The organism is Roseixanthobacter psychrophilus (assembly GCF_043195195.1).
Lineage (GTDB): Bacteria > Pseudomonadota > Alphaproteobacteria > Rhizobiales > Xanthobacteraceae > NCEH01.
Genome location: NZ_JBAFWT010000014.1, coordinates 69,709 through 95,484 on the forward strand (window position 1 = coordinate 69,709; position 25,776 = coordinate 95,484).

20 protein-coding genes and 2 riboswitches are annotated in these 25,776 nt (G+C 66.4%); of the genes, 3 read left to right on the plus strand and 17 right to left on the minus strand.

Going from position 1 to position 25,776, the window contains the following annotated elements:
* Positions 1 to 104: 104 nt before the first annotated feature.
* From V5F77_RS14320 to tesB, 14 genes are all read right to left on the minus strand, one after another.
* Entirely contained in the window at positions 105 to 1,766 is a 1,662-nt protein-coding gene (locus V5F77_RS14320) for an L-lactate permease (RefSeq protein ID WP_429006033.1), read from the minus strand.
* Positions 1,767 to 2,199: 433 nt separating this feature from the next.
* Positions 2,200 to 3,765 (minus strand): aminomethyl-transferring glycine dehydrogenase subunit GcvPB, encoded by a 1,566-nt coding sequence (gene gcvPB / locus V5F77_RS14325; protein WP_429006034.1) that lies wholly within the window; start codon positions 3,763 to 3,765, stop codon positions 2,200 to 2,202.
* A complete protein-coding gene (gcvPA, locus tag V5F77_RS14330; RefSeq protein ID WP_429006035.1) occupies positions 3,762 to 5,105 on the minus strand; it encodes an aminomethyl-transferring glycine dehydrogenase subunit GcvPA in 1,344 nt (447 codons plus the stop codon). The genes gcvPB and gcvPA overlap by 4 nt, the downstream gene beginning before the upstream one ends.
* A gap of 62 nt (positions 5,106 to 5,167) precedes the next feature.
* Positions 5,168 to 5,545 carry a glycine cleavage system protein GcvH gene (gcvH, locus tag V5F77_RS14335; RefSeq protein ID WP_429006036.1) on the minus strand — a complete coding sequence of 126 codons (378 nt, stop codon included), beginning with the start codon at positions 5,543 to 5,545 and terminating at the stop codon, positions 5,168 to 5,170.
* Between the two features lie 2 nt (positions 5,546 to 5,547).
* Positions 5,548 to 6,705: a glycine cleavage system aminomethyltransferase GcvT gene (gcvT, locus tag V5F77_RS14340; RefSeq protein WP_429006037.1), complete on the minus strand. Its 1,158-nt coding sequence runs from the start codon at positions 6,703 to 6,705 to the stop codon at positions 5,548 to 5,550.
* A gap of 53 nt (positions 6,706 to 6,758) precedes the next feature.
* Positions 6,759 to 6,875, minus strand: a riboswitch (glycine riboswitch).
* A gap of 1 nt (position 6,876) precedes the next feature.
* Positions 6,877 to 6,976, minus strand: a riboswitch (glycine riboswitch).
* Between the two features lie 73 nt (positions 6,977 to 7,049).
* Entirely contained in the window at positions 7,050 to 7,805 is a 756-nt protein-coding gene (locus V5F77_RS14345; protein ID WP_429006038.1) for a hypothetical protein, read from the minus strand.
* 182 nt (positions 7,806 to 7,987) lie between these two features.
* Entirely contained in the window at positions 7,988 to 9,340 is a 1,353-nt protein-coding gene (locus tag V5F77_RS14350) for a M16 family metallopeptidase (RefSeq protein ID WP_429006039.1), read from the minus strand.
* Positions 9,337 to 10,713: a M16 family metallopeptidase gene (locus tag V5F77_RS14355; RefSeq protein ID WP_429006040.1), complete on the minus strand. Its 1,377-nt coding sequence runs from the start codon at positions 10,711 to 10,713 to the stop codon at positions 9,337 to 9,339. Before V5F77_RS14355 ends, V5F77_RS14350 begins: the two co-directional genes overlap by 4 nt.
* A gap of 144 nt (positions 10,714 to 10,857) precedes the next feature.
* Positions 10,858 to 11,526, minus strand: a complete 669-nt coding sequence (locus V5F77_RS14360; protein ID WP_429006041.1) for a hypothetical protein — start codon at positions 11,524 to 11,526, stop codon at positions 10,858 to 10,860.
* A 37-nt stretch (positions 11,527 to 11,563) separates the two neighbouring features.
* The gene (gene lspA / locus V5F77_RS14365; RefSeq protein ID WP_429006042.1) at positions 11,564 to 12,064 is read right to left on the minus strand and encodes a signal peptidase II; all 501 of its coding nucleotides are present in this window, start codon (positions 12,062 to 12,064) and stop codon (positions 11,564 to 11,566) included.
* Between the two features lie 8 nt (positions 12,065 to 12,072).
* Positions 12,073 to 15,117 carry an isoleucine--tRNA ligase gene (gene ileS, locus V5F77_RS14370; protein ID WP_429006043.1) on the minus strand — a complete coding sequence of 1,015 codons (3,045 nt, stop codon included), beginning with the start codon at positions 15,115 to 15,117 and terminating at the stop codon, positions 12,073 to 12,075.
* Positions 15,118 to 15,713: 596 nt separating this feature from the next.
* Positions 15,714 to 17,201: an ammonium transporter gene (locus V5F77_RS14375; RefSeq protein ID WP_429006044.1), complete on the minus strand. Its 1,488-nt coding sequence runs from the start codon at positions 17,199 to 17,201 to the stop codon at positions 15,714 to 15,716.
* A 29-nt stretch (positions 17,202 to 17,230) separates the two neighbouring features.
* Complete coding sequence (locus tag V5F77_RS14380) at positions 17,231 to 17,569, minus strand: P-II family nitrogen regulator (protein WP_348844448.1); 339 nt, start codon at positions 17,567 to 17,569, stop codon at positions 17,231 to 17,233.
* A gap of 260 nt (positions 17,570 to 17,829) precedes the next feature.
* A complete protein-coding gene (tesB, locus tag V5F77_RS14385; RefSeq protein ID WP_429006045.1) occupies positions 17,830 to 18,696 on the minus strand; it encodes an acyl-CoA thioesterase II in 867 nt (288 codons plus the stop codon).
* 144 nt (positions 18,697 to 18,840) lie between these two features.
* Between tesB and V5F77_RS14390 the strand changes: the two genes are divergently transcribed.
* Entirely contained in the window at positions 18,841 to 20,091 is a 1,251-nt protein-coding gene (locus tag V5F77_RS14390) for a ubiquinone biosynthesis hydroxylase (protein WP_429006046.1), read from the plus strand.
* A 262-nt stretch (positions 20,092 to 20,353) separates the two neighbouring features.
* On the opposite strand, the gene V5F77_RS14395 is transcribed toward V5F77_RS14390, so the two are convergent.
* Both V5F77_RS14395 and V5F77_RS14400 read right to left on the minus strand, forming a co-directional pair.
* Positions 20,354 to 21,322 (minus strand): alpha/beta hydrolase, encoded by a 969-nt coding sequence (locus tag V5F77_RS14395; protein WP_429006047.1) that lies wholly within the window; start codon positions 21,320 to 21,322, stop codon positions 20,354 to 20,356.
* Between the two features lie 6 nt (positions 21,323 to 21,328).
* The gene (locus tag V5F77_RS14400; RefSeq protein ID WP_394042052.1) at positions 21,329 to 21,541 is read right to left on the minus strand and encodes a Trm112 family protein; all 213 of its coding nucleotides are present in this window, start codon (positions 21,539 to 21,541) and stop codon (positions 21,329 to 21,331) included.
* Between the two features lie 426 nt (positions 21,542 to 21,967).
* Here V5F77_RS14400 and V5F77_RS14405 point away from each other — a divergent pair, with 426 nt between their 5' ends.
* Positions 21,968 to 22,864 (plus strand): DMT family transporter, encoded by an 897-nt coding sequence (locus tag V5F77_RS14405; protein ID WP_429006048.1) that lies wholly within the window; start codon positions 21,968 to 21,970, stop codon positions 22,862 to 22,864.
* Between the two features lie 120 nt (positions 22,865 to 22,984).
* Here the strand turns inward: V5F77_RS14405 and hisS are convergent, their stop codons facing one another.
* Positions 22,985 to 24,490, minus strand: coding sequence for a histidine--tRNA ligase (hisS, locus tag V5F77_RS14410; protein WP_429006049.1), 1,506 nt, complete (start codon positions 24,488 to 24,490; stop codon positions 22,985 to 22,987).
* Positions 24,491 to 24,612: 122 nt separating this feature from the next.
* Between hisS and V5F77_RS14415 the strand changes: the two genes are divergently transcribed.
* Complete coding sequence (locus V5F77_RS14415) at positions 24,613 to 25,773, plus strand: cobalt-precorrin-5B (C(1))-methyltransferase (protein WP_429006050.1); 1,161 nt, start codon at positions 24,613 to 24,615, stop codon at positions 25,771 to 25,773.
* Positions 25,774 to 25,776: the final 3 nt, after the last annotated feature.

Genomic DNA, 25,776 nt, shown 5'->3' on the forward strand with positions numbered 1-25,776 from the left:
GACCCTTGGACAAACCCGCGCGGCGCCTGACCGAAACCACCTCGGCATCGGTCGAAGTCGGGCCGGTGGCATGAATGCCCGGCGCGTGAACGCCGGGCGCAGCGTCAGTGGATCACCATCGCCGTGAACGGCCAGACATAGGCCTGCAGCATCACGAGCACGCCCACCAGGCAGGCCAGCGTGATGGAGTGCCAGAACACGAAGCGCAGGATCGTGCCTTCATGGCCGAACCAATTGGTGGCCGTGGAGGCGACCACGATGGATTGCGCATCGATCATCTTGCCCATGACGCCGCCGGAGGAATTGGCGGCGCCCATCAGGATGGGACTGAGGCCCAATTGCTCGGCGGTGATCTTCTGCAGGCCGCCGAACAGGACGTTGGAGGCGGTGTCGGATCCCGTCAGCGCGACGCCGAGCCAGCCGAGCAAGGTGCCGAAGAAGGGATAGAGGAAGCCTGCATGGGCAAAGGCCAGGCCCAGCGTCGCATCGAGTCCCGAATAGCGGGTGAGGGTGCCGATGGCGAGCATGGCGGCGATGGTGAGCAGCGACTTGCGCACAACCCAGATGGTTTCGGCATAGGCCGTCACCATCCGCACCGGCGAGAATTTCATGAAGGCGGCGGCGATGAGCGCGGCGATCAGAATGCCGGTGCCGGTATAGGAGAGATAGGTGAAGGCGAACACCGCGCCTTCCGCCACCGGCTTTGCCACCACCGGCGGCACCTTCTGGATCATATTGTGCAGGCCGGTGACCGGCACGTTGATGGTGAAGATGGGGTTGACCAGGGCCTTGAACCAGCCGGTGCCCCACAGCCCCACCACCAGCGAGAGAATGAACCACGGCACCCAGGACCAGATGACTTCGGCGCGGCTCGCCTTGGCGCGCGGCGGCGGCGGGGGCGGCATGGTGTCGGCGCTGGTGTCGTGGGTGCGCAGCTTCGGCGACAGCCACAATTCCTTGGGCTGCCACACCTGCAGGAATGCGACGAGGCACCCCATGGAGATGATGGAGGCGCCGATATCGACGATCCAGGGATTGATGAAGTTTGAAATCAGGAACTGCGGTACGGCAAACGACACGCCGGTGACCAGGATCGCCGGCCAGATCTGCCACATGCCCTTGCGCCCGGCGAACACCCAGATGAGCCAGAACGGCACGATGAGGGAGAAGAACGGCAATTGCCGCCCCACCATGGCGCCGAGCAGATAGGGATCAAGCCCAGTGACGGAGGCGAGGCCCTGGATGGGGGTTCCAAGTGCCCCGTAGGCCACCGGCGCGGTATTGGCGATCAGCGAGAGCCCCGAGGCGGCAAGCGGCGAGAAGCCAAGGCCGATCAGCAGCGCGCCGGTCACCGCGACCGGGGTACCGAAACCCGAGGCGCCCTCGAAGAAGGCGCCGAACGCGAAGGCGATCAGCAACAATTGGAGGCGCCGGTCCTGCGTGATTCCGCCGATGGATTGCTGGAGGATTTCGAACCACCCTTTCTCGACCGTGAGGCGATAAAGGAAAATGACGTTCAGAATAATCCAGCCGATCGGGAAAAATCCGGTGACGACGCCCAGCAGCGTCGCGCGGATGGCAAGATCCGCCGGCATGGTGAAGGCGAAAATGGAAATCGCTAGCGCCACGAGAAGGGCGAGCACTGCGGCAATATGTGCGGATACCTTGCCGGAGGCAATCAATACCAGAAGTGTAACGACGGGGATCGCCGCCGCGAGAGTCGACAGCACTGCACTGCCGAACGGGTCATAGACCTGATTCCACATTACATCGCTCCCTAGAGCAGTTTTATTTTTGCTTCAGGTGCTGGTCCTCCAGCCCCCGCTATTGCGGGGCGACATCTTGCGTCTGTCAATGGTGAAACTCTATGAAATCAGAATTCGTCGGCTAAAGCTGAGGCATTGGCGCCGAACTTGCGCCGCATTTTGGAATGATATGATTCCAAAGTCTATATTACGTAAGGTAATATACAGAGATATCCTTGTGATTACCTAGCGTAATCATGTTGGAACAGAATGAGTCAGGGTTTTCACCCTTTGGAAGTCCGTTTGCTGTCTAGGTTTACCCCCGACGCAAGGCGCGCACCCCCTGCAAAAGCCGAAGCCGCCGTCGCGGGGGGCGAACGGCGGCTTCGGGCATTTCAGGCCGTGTCCGTCGGCCCGGCCGCGCACCCAAGGAGCGCGCGGCCGGGAGCGGGGTCTATTCCGCCGCTTCGGCGACCGGCTCGGGCTTCACCCAGCGCAGAACCGGGGCACGGGCGGCGCGCGTCTCGTCCAGCCGGCGGCGCGGGGCATAATGGGGAGCGCCAAGGAAGCGCTCCTTCTCCCCTGCCTTCGCCGCCATCGCCAGATCCCGCAGGGTGGCGATGAACAGATCCAGCGCGGCCTTGGATTCGCTCTCCGTCGGCTCGATCAGCATGGCGCCGTGCACCACCAGCGGAAAATAGACCGTCATGGGGTGGTAGCCCTCGTCGATCAGCGCCTTGGCGACGTCGAGCGTGGACAGGCCGGTCCCGGCGAGCCAGGCATCGTCGAACAGTGCCTCGTGCATGGCCGGCCGCGTGGCGAAGGGTGCGCTCATCACATCCTGCAGGCTGGCGCGGATATAATTGGCGGAGAGAACCGCATCCTCCGCCGCCTGCCGCATGCCATCGGCGCCGTGGGACAGCATCCAGGCGAGCGCGCGCACGAACATGCCGATCTGCCCGTGGAACGCGCTCATGCGGCCGAGCGCCTGCTCGGCGCCGGCCTTGCGCTGCTGCTCGACCAGGCGCAGGCCCTCGCCGTCCGCCACCAGAGCGGGGGCGGGGGCGAATGGGGCAAGGGCTTTTGACAGCACCACCGGCCCCGCGCCTGGCCCGCCGCCGCCATGGGGGGTGGAGAAGGTCTTGTGCAGATTGATGTGCATGGCGTCGACGCCGAGATCGCCGATGCGCACCTTGCCGAGGATGGCGTTGAAATTCGCGCCGTCGGCATAGAAATAGGCACCGACCGCATGCACCGCCTCGGCGATCGCCACCACGTCCGGCTCGAACAGGCCGCAGGTGTTGGGATTGGTGAGCATGATGGCGGCGACGTCTTGCGAAAGCGCCTTCTTCACCTCCTCCACATCCACCGTGCCGTCGGCACGGGCGGGTATGGATTTCACCTGATAGCCGAGCAGGGCCGCTGTGGCCGGATTGGTACCGTGGGCGCTTTCGGGCACCAGCACGATGCCGGGCTTGCGCCCATTGGCTTCATGGGCGGCCTTGATGGCCATCATCCCGCACAATTCCCCATGGGCGCCGGCCTTGGGGGTGAGCGCAACCGCATCCATGCCCGTGAGCGTGAGCAGATAATGTGACAGCTCCTGCATCAGGGCGAGTGCACCCTGCACGGTGGACACCGGCTGCAACGGATGGATATCGGCAAATCCCGCGAGGCGCGCCATGCCCTCGTTGAGGCGGGGATTGTGCTTCATGGTGCAGGAGCCGAGCGGGAACAGGCCGCTGTCGATCCCGTAATTCATGCGCGACAGCCGCACATAATGGCGCATGGCTTCCGGCTCGGTGAGGCCCGGCAAGCCGAGGGGGGCGGTACGCTCCTGTCCGCCGAGGCGCGGCGCGAAGGTGGCCGGCTCGTCGAGATCGACGCCGGTGACCTCCTGCCGGCCGATTTCGAACAGCAGTCCCTCTTCCAGGTCGAGAGCCCGGTTCCCGGTGAAGGTGGCGGGGCGGGCCTCGCCGATGGTCTGGGGCGCCGTCGCGCCGCGTCCTTCGCGATTCATGCCAGCACCTCCTGCAGCGCGGCCGCATAGGCGGCGCGGTCTTCGTCCGTGGAAGTCTCGGTGGCGGCCACCAGGATCAGGTCGTCGAGGCCGGCATCCGGCGCGAGCCGGGAATAGGGCACGCCGCCGAGAATGCCCTTGGCCGCCAGCTTCTCGATCACTTCAGCAGCGTTACCTGCGACGCGGATGGTGAACTCATTGAAGAAGCTCTCGTTCAGAACCGCGACGCCGTCGAGCGCGGCGAGCCGATCGGCGAGGTCGCAGGCGGCGGCATGGTTGATGCGGGCGAGCCGTGTCAGCCCCGCCTCGCCCAATAGCGAGAGATGGATGGTGAATGCCAGCGCGCACAGGCCGGAATTGGTGCAGATGTTGGAGGTCGCCTTCTCGCGGCGAATATGCTGCTCGCGCGTGGAGAGGGTCAGCACGAAGCCGCGCCGGCCTTCCGCGTCCACCGTCTCGCCGGCCAGGCGGCCCGGCATTTGCCGCACGAATTTCGCGCGGGTGGCGAACAGGCCGACATAGGGGCCGCCGTAGGTGAGGGGATTGCCGATGGACTGGCCTTCCCCCACCACGATATCCGCGCCTTGCGCGCCCGGCGGCTCGACGAGGCCGAGCGATACGGCTTCCGTGAACACCGCGACCAACAGCGCGCCGGCCGCATGGGCCTTTTCCGCGATCGGTTTCAAATCCACCAGATTGCCGAACACGTCCGGGCTCTGCACCACCACGCACGAGACCGTCTCGTCGATGGCGGACAGGACATCGTCCAGCCCCGTAGGCTGGGGTGAGAGCTGCACCAGGGGCACCTCGGCATAATGGGAGATGGTGGCGATGGTCTGGGCATAATGGGGGTGGAGGTTCCCCGCCAGCACCGCCTTGCCGCGCTTCGTCACGCGATGGGCCATCAGCACCGCCTCAGCGGCGGCGGTGGAGCCGTCGTACATGGAGGCGTTGGCCACCTCCATGCCGGTGAGTTCCGCCACCTGGGTCTGGAACTCGAACAGATATTGCAGCGTGCCCTGGGCGATCTCGGGCTGGTAGGGCGTGTAGGAGGTGAGGAATTCCGAGCGCTGGATCAGATGGTCCACGCTCGCCGGCACATGGTGGCGATACGCGCCGGCGCCGACGAAGAACGGCACGGAGCCGGCCGGCACGTTACGTGCGGCCAGGCGCGAGAGGGCGCGCTCCACCTCCATTTCGCCCTTGCGTCGGGGCAGGTCCGGGAGGTCGGCGAGCAGCTTGTCGGCGGGAATGTCGGCGAACAAGGCGTCGATGGACGGCACGCCGACGCGCGCCAGCATTTCCGTCCTGTCGTCAGGAGTCAGGGGAAGATATCGCATGATGCGTAGGCCTCGGCGACCAGGTAGAGGCGGAGCGCCCCGTGATCGCGATGTGTGGTGTGTCAGCTCAGCGTTTCGACAAAGGCAGCATAGGCTGCCGCATCCATGAGGCCGTCCAGTTCCTTCGGGTCGGACAATTTCAGCTTCACGAACCAGCCCTTGCCCTCGGCGTCCTCGTTCACCGCACCGGGCGCTGCTTCCAGCGCCTCGTTCACCGCGACGACTTCGCCGGAGACGGGGGCATAGACCTCGCTCGCGGCCTTGACGCTCTCGACCACGGCAGCTTCCTTGCCCTGCTCGACCTTTGCGCCGATCGTGGGCAATTCCACGAACACCACGTCGCCAAGCTGGCTCTGGGCATAATCGGAGATGCCGATGACGGCCACATCGCCATCGATGCGGACATATTCGTGTTCCTTGGTGTAGCGCACATCGCTCATGGTCAGGCCCCCTTCTGTTCGCTCTTACGGACGTAGCGCTGGGCCACGAACGGAAATGTGACAACGGTCGCGGGCAGATTCTTGCCGCGCACGACGATGTCGAGGACGGTGCCGGGCGCGGCGAAGGCCGGCGGCACATAGCCCATGGCGATGGGCGCCTGGAGCGTGGGCGCGAACCCGCCGGAGGTGACGATGCCGATCACACGTCCATCCTTGGCGATTTCTGCGCCCTCGCGCGCCGGAGCCCGGCCTTCGAGGCGCAGACCGACGCGCATGCGCGCCGGGCCATCAGTGAGTTCGCGCTGGATGCGCGCGGCGCCAGGAAAACCGCCACCCTCGCGCCGCCGCTTCTGGATCGACCAAACCAACGCGGCCTCGACGGGCGAGGTGGTGGGGTCGATATCATGGCCATAGAGGCAAAGCCCCGCCTCCAGCCGCAGCGAATCACGCGCACCGAGGCCGATCGGCTTCACTTCCGGCTCTGCGAGGAGCGTGTTCCAAACGACGAGCGCAGATGCCTCGGGGATCGAGATTTCGAACCCGTCCTCGCCAGTATAGCCGGAGCGGGAGATATGGACGGGAATGCCATCAAAGGTGGTTGGCCCGGCCGCCATGAAGTCGAGCGCCGCGCCTTCGGGCGCGTGACGCGCCAGAACCGGCGCGGCCTCCGGGCCTTGCAGGGCGAGGAGGGCGCGGTCGTCGAACCGCTCCAGCCTCACATGCGCGGGCAGGCGCGCGGCGATGTGGGCATAGTCCGTTTCCTTGCCGGCGGCGTTCACCACCAGCAGCAAGGTGCCGTCCGCCTCTGGGTCGGCCGGGCGGGTGACCATCAGATCGTCGAGGATGCCGCCATCGTCCGCCATGAGCTGGGAATAGCGCTGGCGGCCCGGCTTCAGATTGAGGATATCGGCGGGAATCAGCGCTTCGAGCGCCGCGGCCGTGGTCGCATGGTCCGGGCCGACCAATTGCGCCTGCCCCATGTGGGAGACATCGAACAGGCCGGCGTGGGAGCGGGTCCAAGCATGCTCGGCGAGGATGCCGTCGCGATATTGCACCGGCATGTCATAGCCGGCGAAGGGCACCAAGCGCGCGCCGAGCGCCGCATGGGCGCCGTGCAACGGGGTCTTCAGAAGGGGGGGATCGGTTTCGGTCTGTGACATTCCGGTTCCTAGGGCGCGCCAAAGTCATCGGACCTTTCGGCCCGAGCGGCGCCCCCTCTGTCACCGGAACCTGAGAGATTTGACCGTACCCGGTGGAACGGGCGCGGCTTACTCCTTCGGTGAGCCACCCGCATGACCGCAAGGCCACGCCGCAGCTGCTTTCCAGAGTGTCGTCCCCCTGCGGTCCTTTTGCCTGAGCGGTTCCGGGGCGGTTGCGCCTTCGGCGCCGGCCATCATCTGGAGATGGGCCGGTCTCTCCCGCAGGGATCTTCCGAGCGACCGCTTCGAAAAGCGGCCGCCGTCACCATAGAGAATAGCGCCGCACGGTCAATGCGGCGTTCCCATCATTGCGCGGGCGCCGGGCCAAACGTGGCGGGTGCCGGCCCGAAGGTCGGGGCGGGACCGAAGGTGTTGGGATCGGCGGCCGCCGCTGCGGGCGCCGCCGCGGCAGGCTTCGCAGGAGTTGCGGCCGGCGCGGATGTGGTTGCTGCTGCGGGCGCGGCCGCCGCGGCGGGGCGGGGCCGGGCCGGACGTGGCCGGGCCGGAACTTCGCCCTTGGGATCGAAGCCGACATAGATGACGTATTTCTCGATCTCGCCCGGCGTGGTGACCGGGAAGGAGATCGTATCCTCCACCACCGTGAAGGAGGTCTGCGTTTCGCCCTGGGGAATGTTCAGGGGTACGACGAAGAACTTCGTGGTGATGGTCTTGGGAGTCGGGCCTTCCTGCACCACCGCGATGCGGATCGGCACATTGAGCGCACCGGGCGTGCCCTTGTCGCCCAGCAGGACCCGACCATCGAGGCCGACCTTAACTGTCATGACGCCGTTGGCGATGTTGCATTCCCGCGCGAGCTGGCCGAGCGAGCCCTGGTATTTCAGGCCGCCACCGGGCGCCGGCACTTGCCAGGCGGATGCACCGGAGCGCACGTCCACACGGGGACAATCGAACTCGACGGCATCGGGGCCGGAGCCGACTGTCATATTGTTCGTGGGCTGAGCGGCACCAACGCCGCCCGCTGCGGCTGCGTCCACATTCACACCGGGCGCTCCGAACGTCCCCTGCGAATTGCCTGCGCACCCTGCAAGGGTGATGGCCATGGCTGCCCCGGCCAACACACGCATAGGCAGAGCAGCGTCGAAAGCAAAACGCATCTGGAAACTCCGAAAACCTCCGCAGGACCCCGTATGTATAACAGAAGGTTAAAGCTCGGGGGGAGAGGGCTACCCCTCCTTAATCATTTCCGCGTGGAGGTATTTGATTCTATGGTTACCGGCGCGGATCAGTTGCCCACCACGCCGACCGGGCGCCCGGCCACCACGACCAGGGCTTTCTTCGCTGCGGCGAGGCGGTTCGCGACGCGGCGCAGATCGTCCAACGTGACCGCTTCAATCAGAGCATTGCGGCGGTCGATGTAATCCAAGCCGAGCTTGTCAATCTGGATCTGGAGCAACTGGCCGGCGATCTTCGCGGAGGTGTCGAAGCGCAGCGCATAGTTACCGGTCAAATAGCTTTTGGCCTCGTCCAATTCGGCCTGGGTGGGGCCCTTGTCCAGGATCTGCTGGAACTCCTCGGTGATGATCTTGATGGATTCACCCGCACGATCGTTCTTGGTGGCCGTACCGGCGAACCACAGGCCGGCGTGCGCCAAGGCGACTTGATAGGAATAGACCGAATAGGCGAGCCCACGTGCTTCGCGCACTTCCTTGAACAGGCGCGAGGAGAAGGCGCTGCCCCCGAGGATGTGATTGAGCACATAGGCCGGGATGAAATCCGGATCCTGGCGCTCAAGTCCGTCGGTGCCGATCACGACGACCGATTGCGGAACGTCGAGGGGGATGATGTCGGTCTTGCCGAGATCTTGCGGCGTCACGTCTGCCACCGGAACCAACTGGGCGGTTGCGGGAAGGGCGCCAAATATCCGGTCCAGTTCGGCGGCGAGTGCTTCGGGGCTGATGTCGCCGACCACCGCGATCCGAAGATTGGAGCGGGCGAGATTGCGCTTGGCGAAGCCTGCGAGATCCTCGCGCGTGATATCGGGGACGCTGGCGAGCGTTCCGTCCACCGGCCGGCCATACGGATGGTTCGGAAACGCGAGTGAGAACCAGCGCTCATTGGCGAGGGAATTGGGATCTGTGGACCGCCGGCGCAGCGAGGCAAGCTGGGCGGTGCGGATGCGCTCGACCGCTTCGGTGTCGAAGCGCGGCTGGGTCAGCGACAGGCGCAGCATGTCGAAGGCTTCGCCGCGATTTTCGGAAAGCGTGCGCAGCGAGCCGCGCAGTTCGTCGCGTCCGGCGTCGAAATGGAGCTCGATGGCCTTGTCCGCGAGGGCCTGGTGGAAGCGCTCGGCATCATATTCGCCAGCGCCTTCGTCCAGGAGAGAGGCGGTGAGGCTGGCGATGCCGGGGCGCGCGGCGGGATCCTGCGCGGCGCCGCCGAGGAAGGCGAACTCCATGGCCAGGATCGGCAAGGTGGTATCACGCACCAGCCAGGCTTCGATGCCGCCTGGGCTGACCACGCGTGTAATTCGCGTGGTCTGGGACTGGGCCGGAGCCACGGAAAGGAGGGAAACAGCCATCATCACCAACACAAGGAAGCGAACACGGAACAAGGCGGCGGCGGGATGCACGCTCACGAGCGTTTCTCCGGGGCCGAAGGCACCGCCGTCACAGGCGCCGGAGGTGGCGTCAGATATCCCGTCACCGCACGCTTCAGCACGAGATAGTGTGCGGCGGCGGTTTTCACGTCGTCGGCGCTGACGCGCTTGATCATGTCCGGCCAGCGGTTCACGTCGTCCACCGAAATGCCGGTGGCCCAAGCTGCGCCATAGATGCGCGCAAGCGTGGCCTGGTTGTCGCGCGCATACATGGCTTCCGCCGTGAGGCGGGTCTTGGCGCGGGCCAGCTCGACGTCGTCCGGTCCTTCCTTGGCGATCTTCGCGATCACGCCGTCCATGGCCTGCTCGAGAGTTTCAAGCGTCACGCCGGGGCGCGGCGCGGCGGAAACGCCGAAACGAGTCTCGTCATAGGCCGTGCTTTGGTACCAGGCACCGGCGCCGGCGGCGAGCCCCTGTTCCGCGACCAGTTCGCGATACAGGCGGCCGGTCTGACCACCCCCGAGAATCTGCGCCAGCACGTCCAGCGCCTCCGCCTCGCCGGGCTTGGCGGTGCGGTAGGACGGCACGAGGTAGGAGCGCTGAAGCGTCGGTTGGGCGACGCGCGGGTCGCTCAGGGAGACGCGGCGATGTACCTGGGGCTCCGGCTCCTGTGGGCGGTCGCGGGGCGGAGTATCGGCGCGCGGGATCTTGCCATAGGTCTTCTCAGCCAGCGCTTCGACGGCTTCGGGCTCCACATCGCCCGCCACCACCAGCAGGGCATTGTTGGGCGCATAGAAGCGACGGTAGAACGCGAGCGCATCCTGCCGGTTGAGCTTCTTGATCTCGTGCTCCCAGCCGATGATCGGGTGCTGATAGGGGTGGTTCACATAGGTCGCGGCCTGCAGCGCCTCCGAAAGGCGCGCGCCGGGATCGCTGTCAGTGCGCATCCGCCGTTCTTCCAGCACCACGTCGCGCTCCGGCAACACCACGTCATCGGTAAGCTTGAGGCCGGTCATGCGGTCGGCCTCGAAGGTCATCACCGTCTCAAGGTGTTCCTTCGCGACGCGCTGGTAATAGGCCGTGTAATCCTGGGACGTGAAGGCATTCTCCTGGCCGCCGAGCCGCGCCACTTCGCCGGAGAATTTGCCAGGGCCCGCCATCTCGGTGCCCTTGAACATGAGATGCTCAAGAAAATGCGCGATGCCGGACTTCCCCGGCTGTTCGTCCGCCGAGCCCACCTTGTACCAGACCATATGGGTGACGACCGGCGCGCGGTGATCCGGGATCACCATCACGGTCAGGCCGTTCGACAGGTGATATTCGGTGACGTCAGGCCCCGCGGCGGAGGCAGGGCTCAACTGAGCAGCGGCGGTTCCCGCGGCGACCATTGCAATCATTGCCAGGCGTCTCATCTGTTCGTTTCTGCCCCGATCGAGGCGAAGGCCGCATGGAAGGTTGCGACGCGCCGCATAAAGATAGGAAGCCCGTACCGTTGCGCCAACGCACAGGCGTCAGCGCGGAAAAATTTTAGCTGCCCCGCCGGGGGTGGGCCCTGCCTATTGGCGATCGAACAGGGTCGGGAACTTGAAGGGTTCTTCCTTCTGCTCCACCACGCCATAGGGCGCGTTCGGAGAGGGCGTCTGATACCCCGGAGGAGGCTCGGTCAGTTCCTGCCGCTCCGGCTCGCCGTTGAATGTCAGCTTGTCGTTCGAGCCGGCGACGCCGAACCAGCTCTTGAAGCCGAGCTCGTTCGGCATAAGGACATCGCGCTTGGATTCGGCACCGACCGGCGCGCCGCTGGCCACGCTCTGGGTCGGCTTGTGCTTGGCGTTGTTCAATTGCGAGGGTAGCAGGACACGGCTTGGATCGTTTAGGCCGACCGGCGTCTTGTCGCCCGCCTTGGCCTGCTGCGCCCGGATGACATCGGGATCCTTCGGCCAATTGGGATTTGCGGCCGCACCGCCGGCGCGCGGAGGTGGCAATGTGGTCGCCGCGTTCGGCGGCGGCACAACCAGCGGGGCGCGCTCGCGGTACTGGATCTGCGGCTTCTCGTCGTCGTTCAGGCCCAGGAATCCGCCGAGCGTGGTCTTGAAGAAGTCGCCGCTGTCGTTTTCCTGCGCCAAGGCAGCATTCGGGGCGGCTGCGAGGGCGGTGAACGGCAGGGCCGCAAGCACGAGCGTGCGCAGCACCATTCCGTATCTCTGCCGATAATCCGTCATTCGCATGGGCCTTTCCCTCGTGCGCCTGCCCCTTCTCGGACATTCAGCCCATACGGCTGGGGTCTGAGGGCGGCATTTTTGAGGCGCGTCCGAAAAAAGCATCATAGAGCAGCACCGCCACACCCACAACGACGGCCACGTCGGCGATGTTGAACACGTACCAATTGAAGCCGAAGGCGTGCAGCGACACGAAGTCGAACACCGCGCCATAGACCACCCGGTCGGCCGCATTGCCGATGGCGCCGCCGATCAAAAGGCCAAGGGAGAAGGCTTCCACCCGCCGCGAGGTCCGTGCCAGCCAGATCGCGAACAGAAGCGAGGCCACCACCTTGAAGGCCACCAGCACCCAGCGCCCGGTCTCGCCCTGGGGAAACAGGCCATAGCTGATGCCGCTGTTCCAGAGCACGACCAGATTGAGGAACGGGGTCAATTCCCGCACGCCCTCCGGCCAGCTCTGTGACCAGGCCAGGACCGCGGTCTTGGTGCCCTGGTCGAGCACCAGGACGATCAGCGCCACCAGGACGCCAAGGCGGATGTGGCGCACCGGGCGGCTCATTCGGCAGCGACGCGGGCTGCCAACTCGCGCAAGGCACGGGCATCGCGCAAGGTCACATCAGGATAATCGGGATCGCTGCCGACTTCCTCCAGCACCTTCCAGGACCGCGCACATTTGCGCCCTTGGGCCAAGGCGGGAACCACCGCGACGCCCGGTACCTCGTCCAGAGCAAAGGCGCCTTCGGGCGGTTCGGCGAGGATCAAGGTCGCGCCGGAAGTGATGCACACTTCCGCGAGGTCCACCCCGTCCAGGGCTTGGGCGAGATCGGCATTGGTCACAAAGACGTGCGGGGCGGCTTCCAGTGAGGAGCCGATGCGCTTGGCGGTGCGCTCCACCTCCAGCGCACCGAGCACGACCCGGCGGACGAGGCGGATCTTCCGCCAGGTTTCGGCGAGTTCCTCATCCTTCCACGATGCCGGCGTTTCGAGGAAGGTGCGCAGATGCACCGAGCCTTCCGTATCGCCGGTGCGTGCGAGAAAAGCTTCCTCGCAGGTGAAGGGAAGGATGGGCGCGAGCCAAGTCACGACGCGCTCAAACACCTCATCCAGCACGGTCAGGCAGGCGCGGCGCGTGAGGGAGGACAGAGGATCGCAGTAAAGCGCATCCTTGCGCACGTCGAAATAGAAGGCCGACAGCTCGCTCGTCATGAAGGACGTGAGCAAGGCGTGGACCTTCTTGTAATCATAGGCCACGTAAGCGGCGCGGATCTGCCCGTCCAGCTCCTGGAGGCGATGCAGGATCAGCTTTTCCAACGGCGGCATGTCGGCGAAGGCGACCCGCTCGGCGGCGCGGTAATGATGCAGCGAGCCCAGCAGCCAGCGCACGGTATTGCGCAATTTCCGGTATGTGTCGGCGGTGGTCTTCAGGATTTCGGGGCCGATCTTCAGATCGTCGGCATAATCGGAGGCGCACACCCACAGGCGCAGGATATCGGCGCCGGAAGTCTTGATCACGTCCTGGGGCGAGACCACGTTGCCGAGCGACTTGGACATCTTGTGCCCGTTCTCGTCCAGCACGAAGCCGTGGGTGAGCACCGCATCATAGGGCGGGCGGCCGCGGGTGCCGCAGCTTTCCAGCAGCGAGGAGTGGAACCAGCCGCGATGCTGGTCGGAGCCTTCCAGATACATCACCCGGTCCGGCCCGTCCGGCGGGCGGTTCGCCTTCAGGTCGGGGCGCACTTCCAGGGTGAAGGCATGGGTCGAGCCGGAGTCGAACCAGACGTCCAGGATGTCGTCCACCTTCGCCCAGCCTTCTGAGGCGCGGTCGGCGAGGAAGCGTTCGCGGGCGCCGTCCTTATACCAGGCGTCGGCGCCTTCCAGCGCGAAGGCCTCGGCGATGCGGGCGTTTACGGCCGGGTCCTTGAGGATCTCCACCGAGCCGTCGCCCACTTCCTTCACGAACACGGCGATCGGCACGCCCCAGGCGCGCTGGCGCGAGACCACCCAGTCGGGCCGGCTCTCGATCATGCCGGTGATGCGGTTTTCACCCGTCGCCGGCACCCAATCCACGGTCTTGATGCCGGCGAGCGCGCGGGCGCGCAGGGTGTCGGGTTCGTTGCCGGCCAGGGTCGCCGGGCGCGGCGCCGCCGTGCCGTCGGGCAGGCGGATGTCCTGGTCCATGGCGATGAACCATTGCGGCGTGTTGCGGAAGATGACCGGCTTCTTGGAGCGCCAGGAATGGGGATATTGATGCTTCAGCCGTCCGCGCGCGAGCAGGTTGCCGGCCGCCACAAGGGCGTCGATGACCGCCTGGTTGGCGTCGCCCTTCTCGCCCTTTTCGGTGATAACGCGCTTGCCCGAAAATCCCGGCGCCTGGTCGGTGTAGAAGCTGTCCGCGTCCACCGTATAGGGAATGGCGGGATTGATGCCGCGCTCCTCCAGCCAGCGGCGATGCTGCGTCCACACCTCGAAATCCTCGCGGCCGTGGCCGGGGGCGGTGTGGACGAAGCCTGTGCCGGCGTCGTCGGTGACATGGTCGCCTTCGAGCAGGGGGACCTTGAAGGAATAGCCGAGGCTGGCGAGGGGGTGGGCGGTGACGAGATTCGCCAGGACATCGGCCGGTACGTCGCCGAGGCGCTTGAAGCTGGTGACGCGGGCGGCCTTGAACACGTCCTCCGCCAGCTTGTCCGCGAGGATCAGCTTGTCGCCGGCCTTCGACCAATTGTCGGCCGGCGCCTCGGTGACCTCATACAGGCCATAGGAGATGCGGTTCGAGAAGGAGATCGCCCGGTTGCCGGGCATGGTCCAGGGGGTGGTGGTCCAGATGACCACGCAGGCGCCGGCGAGCTTGTTCGCGGCAATGGTGGTGGGTGCGGAGATTTCTGCCCCGTGACGAACGGCATACTGAACCGGAAACTTCACCCACACCGTGTCCGACTGGTGGTCGTGATATTCCACCTCCGCCTCGGCCAGGGCGGTCTTCTCCACCACCGACCACATCACCGGCTTGGAGCCGCGATAGAGCAGGCCGTTTTCGGCGAACTTGATGATCTCGCGGGCGATCTGCGCCTCGCCGAGGAAGCTCATGGTGGTGTAGGGGTGGTCCCAATCGCCCTCGACGCCGAGGCGCTTGAATTCGGTGCGCTGTTCGTTCAGCCAATGCTCGGCATAGGCGCGGCATTCCTGGCGGAAGGCGATCATTGCCGCGCTGTCGGAGAAGTCCGGCTTGGCCTTGCCCTTCTTGCGGTAATTCTCTTCCTCGATCTTCCATTCGATCGGCAGGCCGTGGCAATCCCAGCCGGGCACGTAATTGGAATCGAAGCCCAGCATCTGCTGGGAGCGCGTCACCACATCCTTGAGGATCTTGTTGAGCGCGTGGCCGATATGGATGTTGCCATTGGCATAGGGCGGGCCGTCGTGCAGCACGAAGCGCGCCCGCCCGCGTCCCGCCTCACGCAGCCGCTCGCGAAGGCCAATGCGGGCCCAGCGCTCCAGCAATTCCGGCTCCTTCTTCGGCAGGCCGCCCCGCATGGGGAAGTCGGTCTGCGGCAGGAACAGGGTCGCGGAATAGTCCACGGTGTCGGACGGCGTCTTGTCGGTCATGGGATCGGACTCGGAAAGGATCTTGGCGGCAGATCGTTACATCGGATGGCGCGCCCCGGCGCGGAAGCGGGGGCGATCGCTACGAAGGGCGTGTCCCGGTTGACCCCGCGCGCTTAGGCGCGCTGGCGGGGTGCCGGGCCGGTAATTCGCGCCCGAACCGGGCTACGCGCGCCCTGATGTGACGGTGCTTGTGCCATGCAGGGCTTCTAGCAGGCGTCTTCGCGCGGGAAAAGCCCGGATGCCGCGCTGTTGTGCTGCGGGATCTTGCTTCCTGTTCCCAATTTTCTTCGTGGGTCTCATCCCCTCCCTCGCCCGCGTGCGGGCGAGGGAGGGGATGAGACGAGCGGTCGGGACGCTAAGCGCCACACGTGAGAACCCTGGCCCCAAAAGCAATGAAGCCCCGGCCCTAAGGCCGAGGCTTCATCTTCCCCTCTTTTTATTTCGGACGGGCAGCGCCGTTTCGCGGGGCCTGCCCGGTGATCGTCCACGGCCCGGTTCGCCAAGGCCGCATTCTGGTTCGCATCTTTGGGCCGCCGCGCGGGCGGCCCTTGTGGTGCAGCGGGAGGAAGGGGCGAGGATAAACCCGCCCCTCAGCCTCAGCTGTGGTAGGCGCGCTCGCCGTGCTCGGTGATGTCGAGACCCTCGCGCTCCTTCTCCACCGGGGCGCGCAGTCCGACCACGGCCTTGATGATGTAGAAGAGGATTGCGGAACCGACGCCAGACCACACGAGGGTGACCAGCACCGCCTTGACCTGAGCCATCACCTGGGTACCCATCGCATATTCAGCGACCGCGCCGGTGGTGTAGTCGAAGATGCCCGTGCCGCCGAGGGCGGGGCTCACGACGATACCGGTCGCGATGGCGCCGAAGATGCCGCCAACGCAGTGCACGCCGAACACGTCAAGCGAGTCGTCGTAGCCGAAGGCGTTCTTCACGGTGGTGCAGAAGAAGAAGCACAGCACGCCGACGATCAGGCCCGACACAAGCGAGCCCATGATGCCGGCGAAGCCAGCCATCGGGGTGACGGCCACAAGGCCGGCAACCGCGCCCGACACGACGCCGAGCATGGAGGGCTTACCCTTGGCGAGCCACTCGATAATCATCCAGGAGATGGCCGCGGCGCAGGTGGCGATGAAGGTGTTCATCATGGCCAGCGCGGTGAGGCCGTTGGCTTCCAGGTTGGAGCCGGCGTTGAAGCCGAACCAGCCGACCCACAGGAGGGAGGCGCCGACCATGGTGAGCGTCAGAGAGTGGGGGGAGAAGGCTTCCTTACCGAAGCCCGTGCGCTTGCCGACGATAAGGCAGCCCACGAGGGCGGCAATACCGGCATTGATATGCACCACGGTGCCGCCGGCGAAGTCGATAGCGCCGAGCTTGTAGATGTAACCGGCATCGGCCATCACCGCGTCCAGGGCTTCCTGGGCGGCAGCCTTGGCCGGGCCGTCAGCCGCAGCCGCAAGCGCCTTGGCAGCCGCGTCAACCGCATCCGGGCCCGCCCAGTACCAAACCATGTGGGCCATGGGGAAGTAGATGAACGTGACCCAGAGCGGCACGAACAGCACGATTGCGGAGAACTTCACGCGCTCGGCGAACGCACCGAAGATCAGCGCCGGGGTGATCATGGCGAAGGTCATCTGGAAGGCGACGAACACCAGCTCGGGAATGGCCACGCCGACCGTGAAGGTGGCGCCGGCGGATTCCGTGGTGATGCCCTTCATAAAGGCCTTGGAGAAGCCGCCGACGAAATCGGAGCCGCCGGTGAAGGCCATCGAATAGCCGTACAGGACCCAGATGAGGCCGACGATGCAGACGGTGTAGAACACCTGCATCAGCACCGAGAGCATGTTCTTGCCGCGTACGAGGCCGCCGTAGAACAGGGCGAGGCCGGGGACCGACATCATCAGCACGACCATGGCGGAAACCAGCATCCAGGCGGTGTCGCCCTTATTGATGGTGGGAGCCGCAGCGACCGCTGCAGCCGCGTCGGCCGCCGGCGTTGCTGTCTGCGCAAGCACGGGCATGGCAATGGCCGCCGCTGCGAGAAGGGTTGGCAGTCCCACACGGGACCAGGTCTTGAACGTCATTGAAAAAGACTCCGTCAAATGAGGATTGCTCAGAGGGCGTCCGTGTCGGTCTCGCCGGTGCGGATGCGGACCGCCTGGTCGATCTGGAAGACGAAGATCTTCCCGTCGCCGATCTGGCCGGTCTTGGCGGCAGCGGTGATGGCTTCCACAACCTTCGCGACCTGATCGGACGCGACTGCGACCTCGATCTTCAGCTTGGGCAGGAAGCTCACGGCATATTCGGCGCCGCGATAGATTTCCGTGTGTCCCTTCTGGCGGCCGTAGCCCTTGACCTCGGTCACGGTGAGGCCGTGGACCCCGATGCCAGTGAGGGCGTCGCGGACCTCTTCCAGCTTGAACGGCTTAATGATGGCCATCACGATCTTCATGGATCGATCCCTGTCCCTGTCCCCGTGATGCCCCCACACCGCAAAGCGGAGGGCGCGTTCCTACGGCTGGGCCGTGCGTGACGGGGAAAATCCACGCTGCGGCTCCCAAGCCTGCGAACAGGGAATCAAGGACCGTGCCAGTTGAGTAAAGCGCCCTTTACGGCGTGCTTATTTTCTCGCCACGAGACTCTTCGTCATGCGCTTGCCGCAGCGTTGCCGGAATTTTTGCCTAAAAATTAATCTTATCGCCTAATGCGCGATCATCTGGGGGTAACTGGGCGCATCAGGCCTTCCTGTGCCGCTGACGCCACCAGTTTTCCGTCGCGGGTAAAGAGCTCGCCCCGGCAGAAGCCGCGCGCGGCCCCCGCCGCCGGACTTTCCTGTACGTAGAGCAACCATTCATCGGCACGGAACGGCTTATGAAACCAAAGGGCGTGGTCGAGGCTCGCCACTTGGATATCGGGGTCGAACACGCTCTTGCGATGCGGCACGAGCGCCGCCTGCAGCAGAGACAGGTCCGAGGCATAGGCCAGCACCGCCTGCTGTGTACGCAGATCGTCGGGCAAGGGCCCACGGGTGCGCACCCAGATGCTCGGCCGCGAGGTATTGATGGTGCCGGACAGGAAGGAGGGGTCGAGGCTGGTGGGTTTCACTTCCAGTGGCCGCAGCGCCATCCAGTCGCGCTTTGAGGCTGAGGGAAAGCGCCGCAGCAGCTTCTCGCGCCAGATTTCGTCGGAAGGCAATTGCTCCGGCTGGGGCACGTCGGGCATGGCGATCTGATGTTCCAGCCCGGGCTCCAGCACCTGGAACGAGCACGACATGGAGAAGATCGCCTTGCCGTGCTGGATCGCCTTGACGGTCCGCGTGGTGAAGGAACGGCCGTCGCGGATGCGGTCCACCTCATAGATGATGGGCACCGAGGGGTCGCCGCCCAGCAGGAAATAGCCATGCAGGGAATGGGTGATGCGGTCGATATCCACGGTGCGCTGGGCGGCCACCAGGGCCTGCGCCACCACCTGCCCGCCGAACACCCGCCCGCCTCCGGGCGTGCCGCTGCGACCGCGGAACAGGTTGATCTCCAGCGGCTCAAGGTCGAGGATGTTCAGAAGGGCTTCGACATCATTCATGTGCGGGGCTCGGCCTTAAGGAGGAGCAGTGCGGTCGGGGCGAGCGAGCCACGCGCGCAGGTTCCCGTCAAGGCCGCGCTGCCGGCCCTGCCGGATACGCGCCGGGCGGCGCGTTTCGGGTGCCGGCGAATTCGGGAGAATACCATGACCGCCACTGTCCACAGCCAAGAGCCCGCCGCCGGTCGCGCCGATGTGGTGATCGCAGGGGCCGGGCTCGCCGGGCTGAGCCTCGCGTTGGCGCTCAAGGACGGGCTTGGCAGCGATGCCGCCATCGCTGTGCTCGATCCCGCCTTGGCGCGCGGCACCTGGACCGATCCCCGCGCCTCGGCCATCGCTGCCGGCGCGCGCCGCCTGCTTACCGTGCTCGGCGTCTGGGACAAGGTGGCGCAGGCGGCGGAGCCCATGCGCACCATGGTGGTCACCGACAGTCGCACCCGCGACGTCGCCCGCCCGGTGTTCCTCACCTTCGATGGCGAGGTGGAGCCGGGGGAGGCGTTCGCCTACATGGTGCCCAATGCGGTGCTCCAGCAGGCGCTGACCGATGCGGCCCGAGCGGCCGGCGTCCTGCTGATCGCTGAGCCGGTGCGCGATTTCGCCACAGACCGCAGTGGCGTCACGGTATTCTATGGGGCCGACCAGACCTTGCGGGCGCCGCTGCTGGTGGCCTGCGACGGGGCACGCTCGCGCCTGCGGGAGATGGCGGGCATTCAGACCGTCTCCTGGGCCTATGGCCAATCGGCGATCACCTTCACGGTCGAGCATGAGCGGCCCCACGAGGGTCGTGCGGAGGAGCATTTCCTGCCCGGTGGTCCGTTCGCCACCTTGCCGCTTCCCGGCAACCGGCTGTCCGTCGTGTGGACCGAACGCACGGCCGAGGCCCAGCGCATCGTCGAACTGCCGCCTTACCGGTTTCAGGAAGAGCTTGAGAAGCGTTTCGGCCTTTCTCTCGGGGCTGTAACGCCCGTCACAAAGCCAAGCGTGCATCCCCTCGGCTTTGCGATGGCCCGCAGCTTCATCGGCGAACGGTTCGCTTTGGTTGGGGATGCCGCCCATCTCATCCATCCCATTGCGGGACAGGGTCTCAACATGGGCCTGCGCGATGTGGCGGCATTGGCCGAGGCGATCACCGACGCCGCCCGCGTGGGCCTCGATTTCGCCTCCCCCCAGGTTCTGGAGCGCTATCAGCAGTGGCGCCGGTTCGACACGCTGGCCATGGGGGTTGCAACCGACGGACTGAACAAATTGTTCTCCAACCATTCCGACGTCCTGCGCCTGATGCGCGATGTCGGCCTCGGGCTGGTGGACCGGCTGCCGCGCCTCAAGGGCCTGTTCATCAAGGATGCCGCGGGGCTCACCGGCGCGGTGCCCAAGCTCATGCGGGGGCAGGCGCTTTAGCGGGCCTGCAAGCGCCCGATCTTCCGAACACGTTTCACGTGAAACAATGTCCAGGGAAGAAGAACAGGGGTTTGCGGCGTGTTGTTCGCGGCTTTTCGGCGGAGAACATCGTGATTTCCGCCGAAGTTCGCGAAAGATGAATCCGCGCCATGCGCCCCCCTCGCGCGCGGCTGGCCCGGCCCCTCGCCCGAGGCTGCGCCCCAACGTCCCGCGTCTGCCTGAGGCTTCGCCTCAACCTCCCACATCCGCCTGAGGCTGCGCCTCAGGCCTGGGTCTCGATGAACCGCACCAGGGCCGGCAGCACGCCGGGATGCAGCGGGGCCGTGCGGTTCTTGTAGAGAGCGAAGTTGGCCGCCCGGTCTTCCGGCGCCACCTTAAACATGTGGTTGGCATCGGCCAGCGTCACGACTTGCGCGTCCGGCCGCCCGCGCCGCAGGGCGGCGAGGTCCTGGCCGCCGACCTGGAGATCCCGCAATCCCTGCACCAGAAGCGTCGGGGCACGCACGCGGGACAGGTCGTGGGCCGGGTCCACCGCGCATTCCGAAGCGAGGAAGGGTTGGACAGAGGGACGGAACGCCATGCGCAGAGCGGCAGGAACATCGCGCACCCGCCCGCCTGCCGCCACGGTGCGCAGGATCGTCAAAGCCGTGTCGAGGGTGGAGTCGGGAAGGTTCATGGCGATGAACTGGTCCCGCAGGATATCCGCCAACGGCCGCCCGGCGCCCGCCAGCAGCACCAGCCCCGCCACCGGGACGCGCGCGGCGGTGCGGGTCGCGACGCTTGCCCCCTCGCTATGGCCGATCAGAATGAGGCTCGACACGTCCTCCCGCCCGGCGAGCGATTGCAGGGCGCCGATGCTGTCGTCGACATATTGGTCGAACCGCAGATCCTCCTCGCGGGCGACCAGCGCGCGGCTCGCCCCGACGCCGCGCTTGTCGTAGCGCAGCACCCGGTAGCCGGCGCCGGCGAGGCCGAAGGCCAACTGACGGTAGAGGTCGGTCGAGATGGCCGGCCCGTTGCCGTCGCGGTCCAGCGGGCCGGAGCCCGGCAGAAGGAGCACGGCCGGCCCGGCTGCGCGGCCGTCACGGGCGATCGCCAAGGTTCCGCTCAACCCGCCGTGCGACCAAGGGCGCTCGTCGACCGCGAAGGCGGGCGCGGCGCCGAGGCGCCTCGATCCGGTCAGCAGCAGGCCACAAGCGCCCGCTGCGAGGAGCGTGCGACGCGATATCACGTCAGCTCAGCCGTTCAGCTCGGTTTCCGTGAGGCGACGGGCTTCGTCGGCCAGCATGATCGGAATGCCGTCGCGAATCGGGAAGGCCAGCTTGGCCGCGCGCGACACCAGCTCCTGGCGCGCCCGATCATAGGAAAGCGGCGCCTTGGTGAGCGGGCAGACCAGGATTTCCAGAAGCTTGGGGTCCACTTCGTGGCCCGGCCGTTGCGGCTGCGTCATCAAACATCCCCTTGACTTGCCACGCGATCCCCATCCCAGGATGGTCCCCGGATCGGCTGTGGCACCGAACAAAACGCCAACGCAGTGTAACTGCTGCGGCGCACACGTCCATGATGAATTTTGCCGGCATCACGCCTAGGCATCACGGTCAAGTCCAAGATATAGCAGGCAAAAGTGCTGCGGTCTTGCGGCTTTCGGGAGGCGCCGCAGGGCGCGCCGCGCGAGAGCGCCGCCGGGATTGGTCACGAGAAGTGATGGATGCCATCGCATCCTTTGGCTATTCGCTGCGCGGACCGGAGCCTAGAACGGGTCGCGGCCGGGGGACGCCGCCTTTGGCATCGCCGCTTGCATCAGGGCGGCGCCGGGTGCCGCTCATTCTCCTCGTCCAGGCGTGCAGGTAGACGCCGCTTCAGGTGCCGTTCGCCCATGCCCTCACGTGTTCCCCTCGGGCTTTTTCTCGGCTTCATCGGTGTGCTGATCTTCGGTGCGACCCTGCCGGCGACCCGCTTGGCGCTCACGGGCCTCAGCCCGGATTTTCTGACCTTCGGACGCGCCGCACTGGCCGGGCTCGTGGCGGGCGCGCTGCTGCTGGCGCGCGGCCGTTCGGTGCCGCGCCACCCCGGCGTGATCCTGGATCTGATAGTGGTGGTCGTGACCCTCATCTTCGGCTTTCCGCTGCTGATGGGATTCGCCACGCTTACGGTGCCGGTGGCCCATGCGGGCGTCGTGCTCGGGCTGCTGCCGCTGGCGACCATGGCCGGCGCGGCGGCACTCGCCGGGGAACGGCCGAGCCGCGCCTTCATCCTCCTCAGCCTGGTCGGCGCAGGCGTGGTGGTTGCATTCGCCCTGCGCAACGGCGGCGCCGATCGTTTCGGCTTCGGCGACACGCTGCTGGTGTTGTCGGTGGTGGCCTGTGGCATCGGCTATCCCGTGTGCGCGAGGCTAGCCCGGCATATGGAAGCCTGGGAGGTAATCTCCTGGGCCCTCGTCCTCGCCCTGCCGCTGACCTTGCCTTTGAGCCTCCTCACCTTTCCCGCCGATGTGGGTGTGGTGCCGCCGGGCGCCTGGGCCGGAATGCTCTATGTGGCGCTGATGAGCCAATATATCGGCTTCTTCTTCTGGAACGCCGGCCTCGCGCTCGGCGGTATTTCGCGGGTGTCGCAGGTGCAATTGCTGCAGACCTTCGTCACCGTGGGCCTCGCCTGGCCGATCAATGGCGAGGTGCCGGACCTTGAGACTTTGCTGTTCGCCGCCGCCGTGGTGGGAATCGTGGCGTTGGGCCGTGGCGCGAAAGTGCGCTCCGCGGCAGTGGTTGCTCCCTGATCCGCACCTATGTGGCAGCGGAGTGCATCTTGCCGCCCCCGCTTGCTCCCTCCCCCGCACGCGGGAGAGGGGAAGAGGCTGGCTTTAGCGGAAGGCGGGCTTTTGCGGGAGAGCGTGCGGTCAGTCCGCAAGGCCGAGGGTCGGCGCAGCGCGGCGTTCGAGAATGCCGCGAATGGCCTCCACCAATTCGCTTTCCTTCACCGCGAACTGGGCCGGGCGGGCGGCGCGGTATTCGGCATTGTCGGTGATGCCAGCGGCGATCCGGGCGCCTTCCACGAGGTCCTTCACCTGCACCTCGCCGACGGCCTTCTCGTTGGAGCCCTGGATCACCACGGCCGGGGCGCCGCGCTTGTCGGCATATTTCATCTGCGCCTTCATGCCCGAGCCGCCGAGATACATCTCGGCGCGGATGCCGTTGGCGCGCAGCTCCGACACCATCCTCATATAGTCGGCGACGCGCTCCGGCTCCTTGTCCATGGCGAGCACCACGACGGGGCCGATCTCGGCCGCGCTCTCCATCTTGCCGAGATGGGCGAGCACATGGAGCAGGCGGGAGACGCCGATGGAGCAACCCGTGGCCGGCACCGGCTCGCCCCGGAAGCGCGCCACCAGCCCGTCATAGCGCCCGCCGCTCGCCACCGAGCCGAAGCGCACCGGCCGTCCGTCCGCGTCCTTCACATCGAGGGTCAATTCGGCTTCGTAGACCGGGCCGGTATAATATTCGAGCCCGCGCACCACCGAGGGGTCGACGAGGATGCGCCCGTCATCATAGCCGGCGGCGGCCACCAGCTTGCAGATGAGGCGCAGCTCGTCCAGGCCCGCGCGGCCGATCTCGCTCTCGCCGACCACCAGCTCCAGCTTGTCGAGCCCACCGAGACCAGCGCCCGCGCTGACGAAGGCGATCACCTTGTCGATGTCCGCGCCGTCCAGCCCCGCGCCCTTGGTGAAATCACCGGAGGGGTCCATGCGGCCTTTGCCGAGAAGGTCGCGCACGCCTTCAAGGCCCACCTTGTCCAATTTGTCGATGGCGCGCAGCACGGTGAGCCGCCGCCCGGCATTCGCCTCGCCCCCGAGGCCGATGGCCTCCAGCACGCCGTCGAGCACCTTGCGGTTGTTCACCTTGACCACATAGTCGCCGCGGCAGATGCCCACTGCTTCCAGCGTGTCGGCGACCATCATGCAGATTTCCGCGTCCGCCGAGACCGAGGGCGCGCCCACCGTGTCGGCGTCGAACTGCATGAACTGGCGGAAGCGGCCGGGGCCCGGCTTCTCGTTCCGGAACACATAGCCGGAGCGATAGGAGCGGTAGGGCTTCGGCAATTGCTCGAAATGCTCGGCCACGTGGCGGGCGAGCGGCGCGGTCAGGTCGTAGCGCAGCGAGAGCCACTGCTCGTCATCGTCCTGGAACGAGAACACGCCCTCGTTGGGCCGGTCCTGGTCGGGCAGGAATTTTCCCAGCGCGTCGGTGTACTCGATGGCCGGGGTCTCCAGCGCCTCGAAGCCGTAGAGCTCATAGACGGCGCGGATCTTGTCCAGCATGGCGCGGGTGGCGGCCAGCTCCGCGCCGTGCCGGTCGACGAGACCGCGCGGGAGCCGTGCCTTCGGCTTGTTGCTCTGCGTGGACATGGGAAAATGCGCCTGTTGTTCTTGTGCGGAAAGCCGCGTCTTAGAGGAGGGCGCCGGGGGCGGCAAGCCGCGTGGTCCGCGCTGCCCGTGACGCAGGCCCGCGCCGGCCGTATGAAAGGACCATGAGCGATCCCGCCGCGTCCGACCCCGACGGCTCCGATTTCGACGGCGCCGATTTCGATCTGCCCCCCGACCGGCCGCTCAAGCGCGGCTGGACCACGGGCACCTGTGCGGCCGGCGCGGCCAAGGCGGCGTTCGCGGCGCTCGCGGGCGGCGATTTTCCCGATCCGGTGGAGGTGCAATTGCCCTCCGGCGCCCGTCCGGCCTTCGCGCTGGCGGTGCAGGCGCTGGAGGGGGACAGCGCCATGGCCGGCATCGTGAAGGATGCGGGGGATGATCCCGACGTCACCCACGGCGCGCTGGTGATGGCGCGGGTGAAGCGCCTGCCGGCTGGCGGCGGAATCGTGTTTCGCGCCGGGGCGGGGGTGGGCACGGTGACGCGGCCCGGCCTGCCGATCCCGCCCGGAGAACCCGCCATCAATCCCGTGCCGCGCGCCATGATCGCCCAGGGCATCGCGGAAGTGGCGGCGGCGCAGGGCATCGCTGCCGACGCGGAGGTGGAGATTTCCATCGAGCATGGCGCCGAACTGGCGCTGAAGACCCTCAATCCGCGCCTCGGCATTCTCGGCGGGCTTTCGGTTCTGGGGACGACCGGCATCGTCATTCCCTTTTCCTGCTCGGCCTGGATTCACTCCATCCATCGCGGCATCGATGTCGCGCGCGCCATGGGGCTCGACCATGTGGCGGGGGCGACGGGCTCGGCCTCGGAAGCGGCGGCGCAGAAATTTCACGGCCTCGACGAGGTGGCGCTGATCGACATGGGGGATTTCGTCGGCGGCATGCTGAAATATCTGCGCGCCCATCCCGTCGCCAAGGTCACGGTGGCGGGCGGCGTCGCCAAGATGACCAAGCTCGCGCAAGGCCTGCTGGACCTGCATTCCAAGCGCGGCGCGCCGGATCTGGAGGCGCTCGCGGTTCTTGCCGGGGCGGCGGGCGGCTCGGCCGGGCTGTGCGCGCGCATCCGCGCCGCCAATACGGTGGCGGAAGCCTTCCAGCATGCGACGGCTGACGGCCTGATGCTCGGCGATCTGGTGGCCGCGCGCGCCTGGACCACTGCGGCGGCGGCGCTGGGGCGGGCGGATATGGCGCTGGAAATCCTGGTGTTCGATCGCGCCGGCACGCTCATGGGCCGCGCGCCGTTCGCGCCGGCGGGGAAGGGCTGAGCT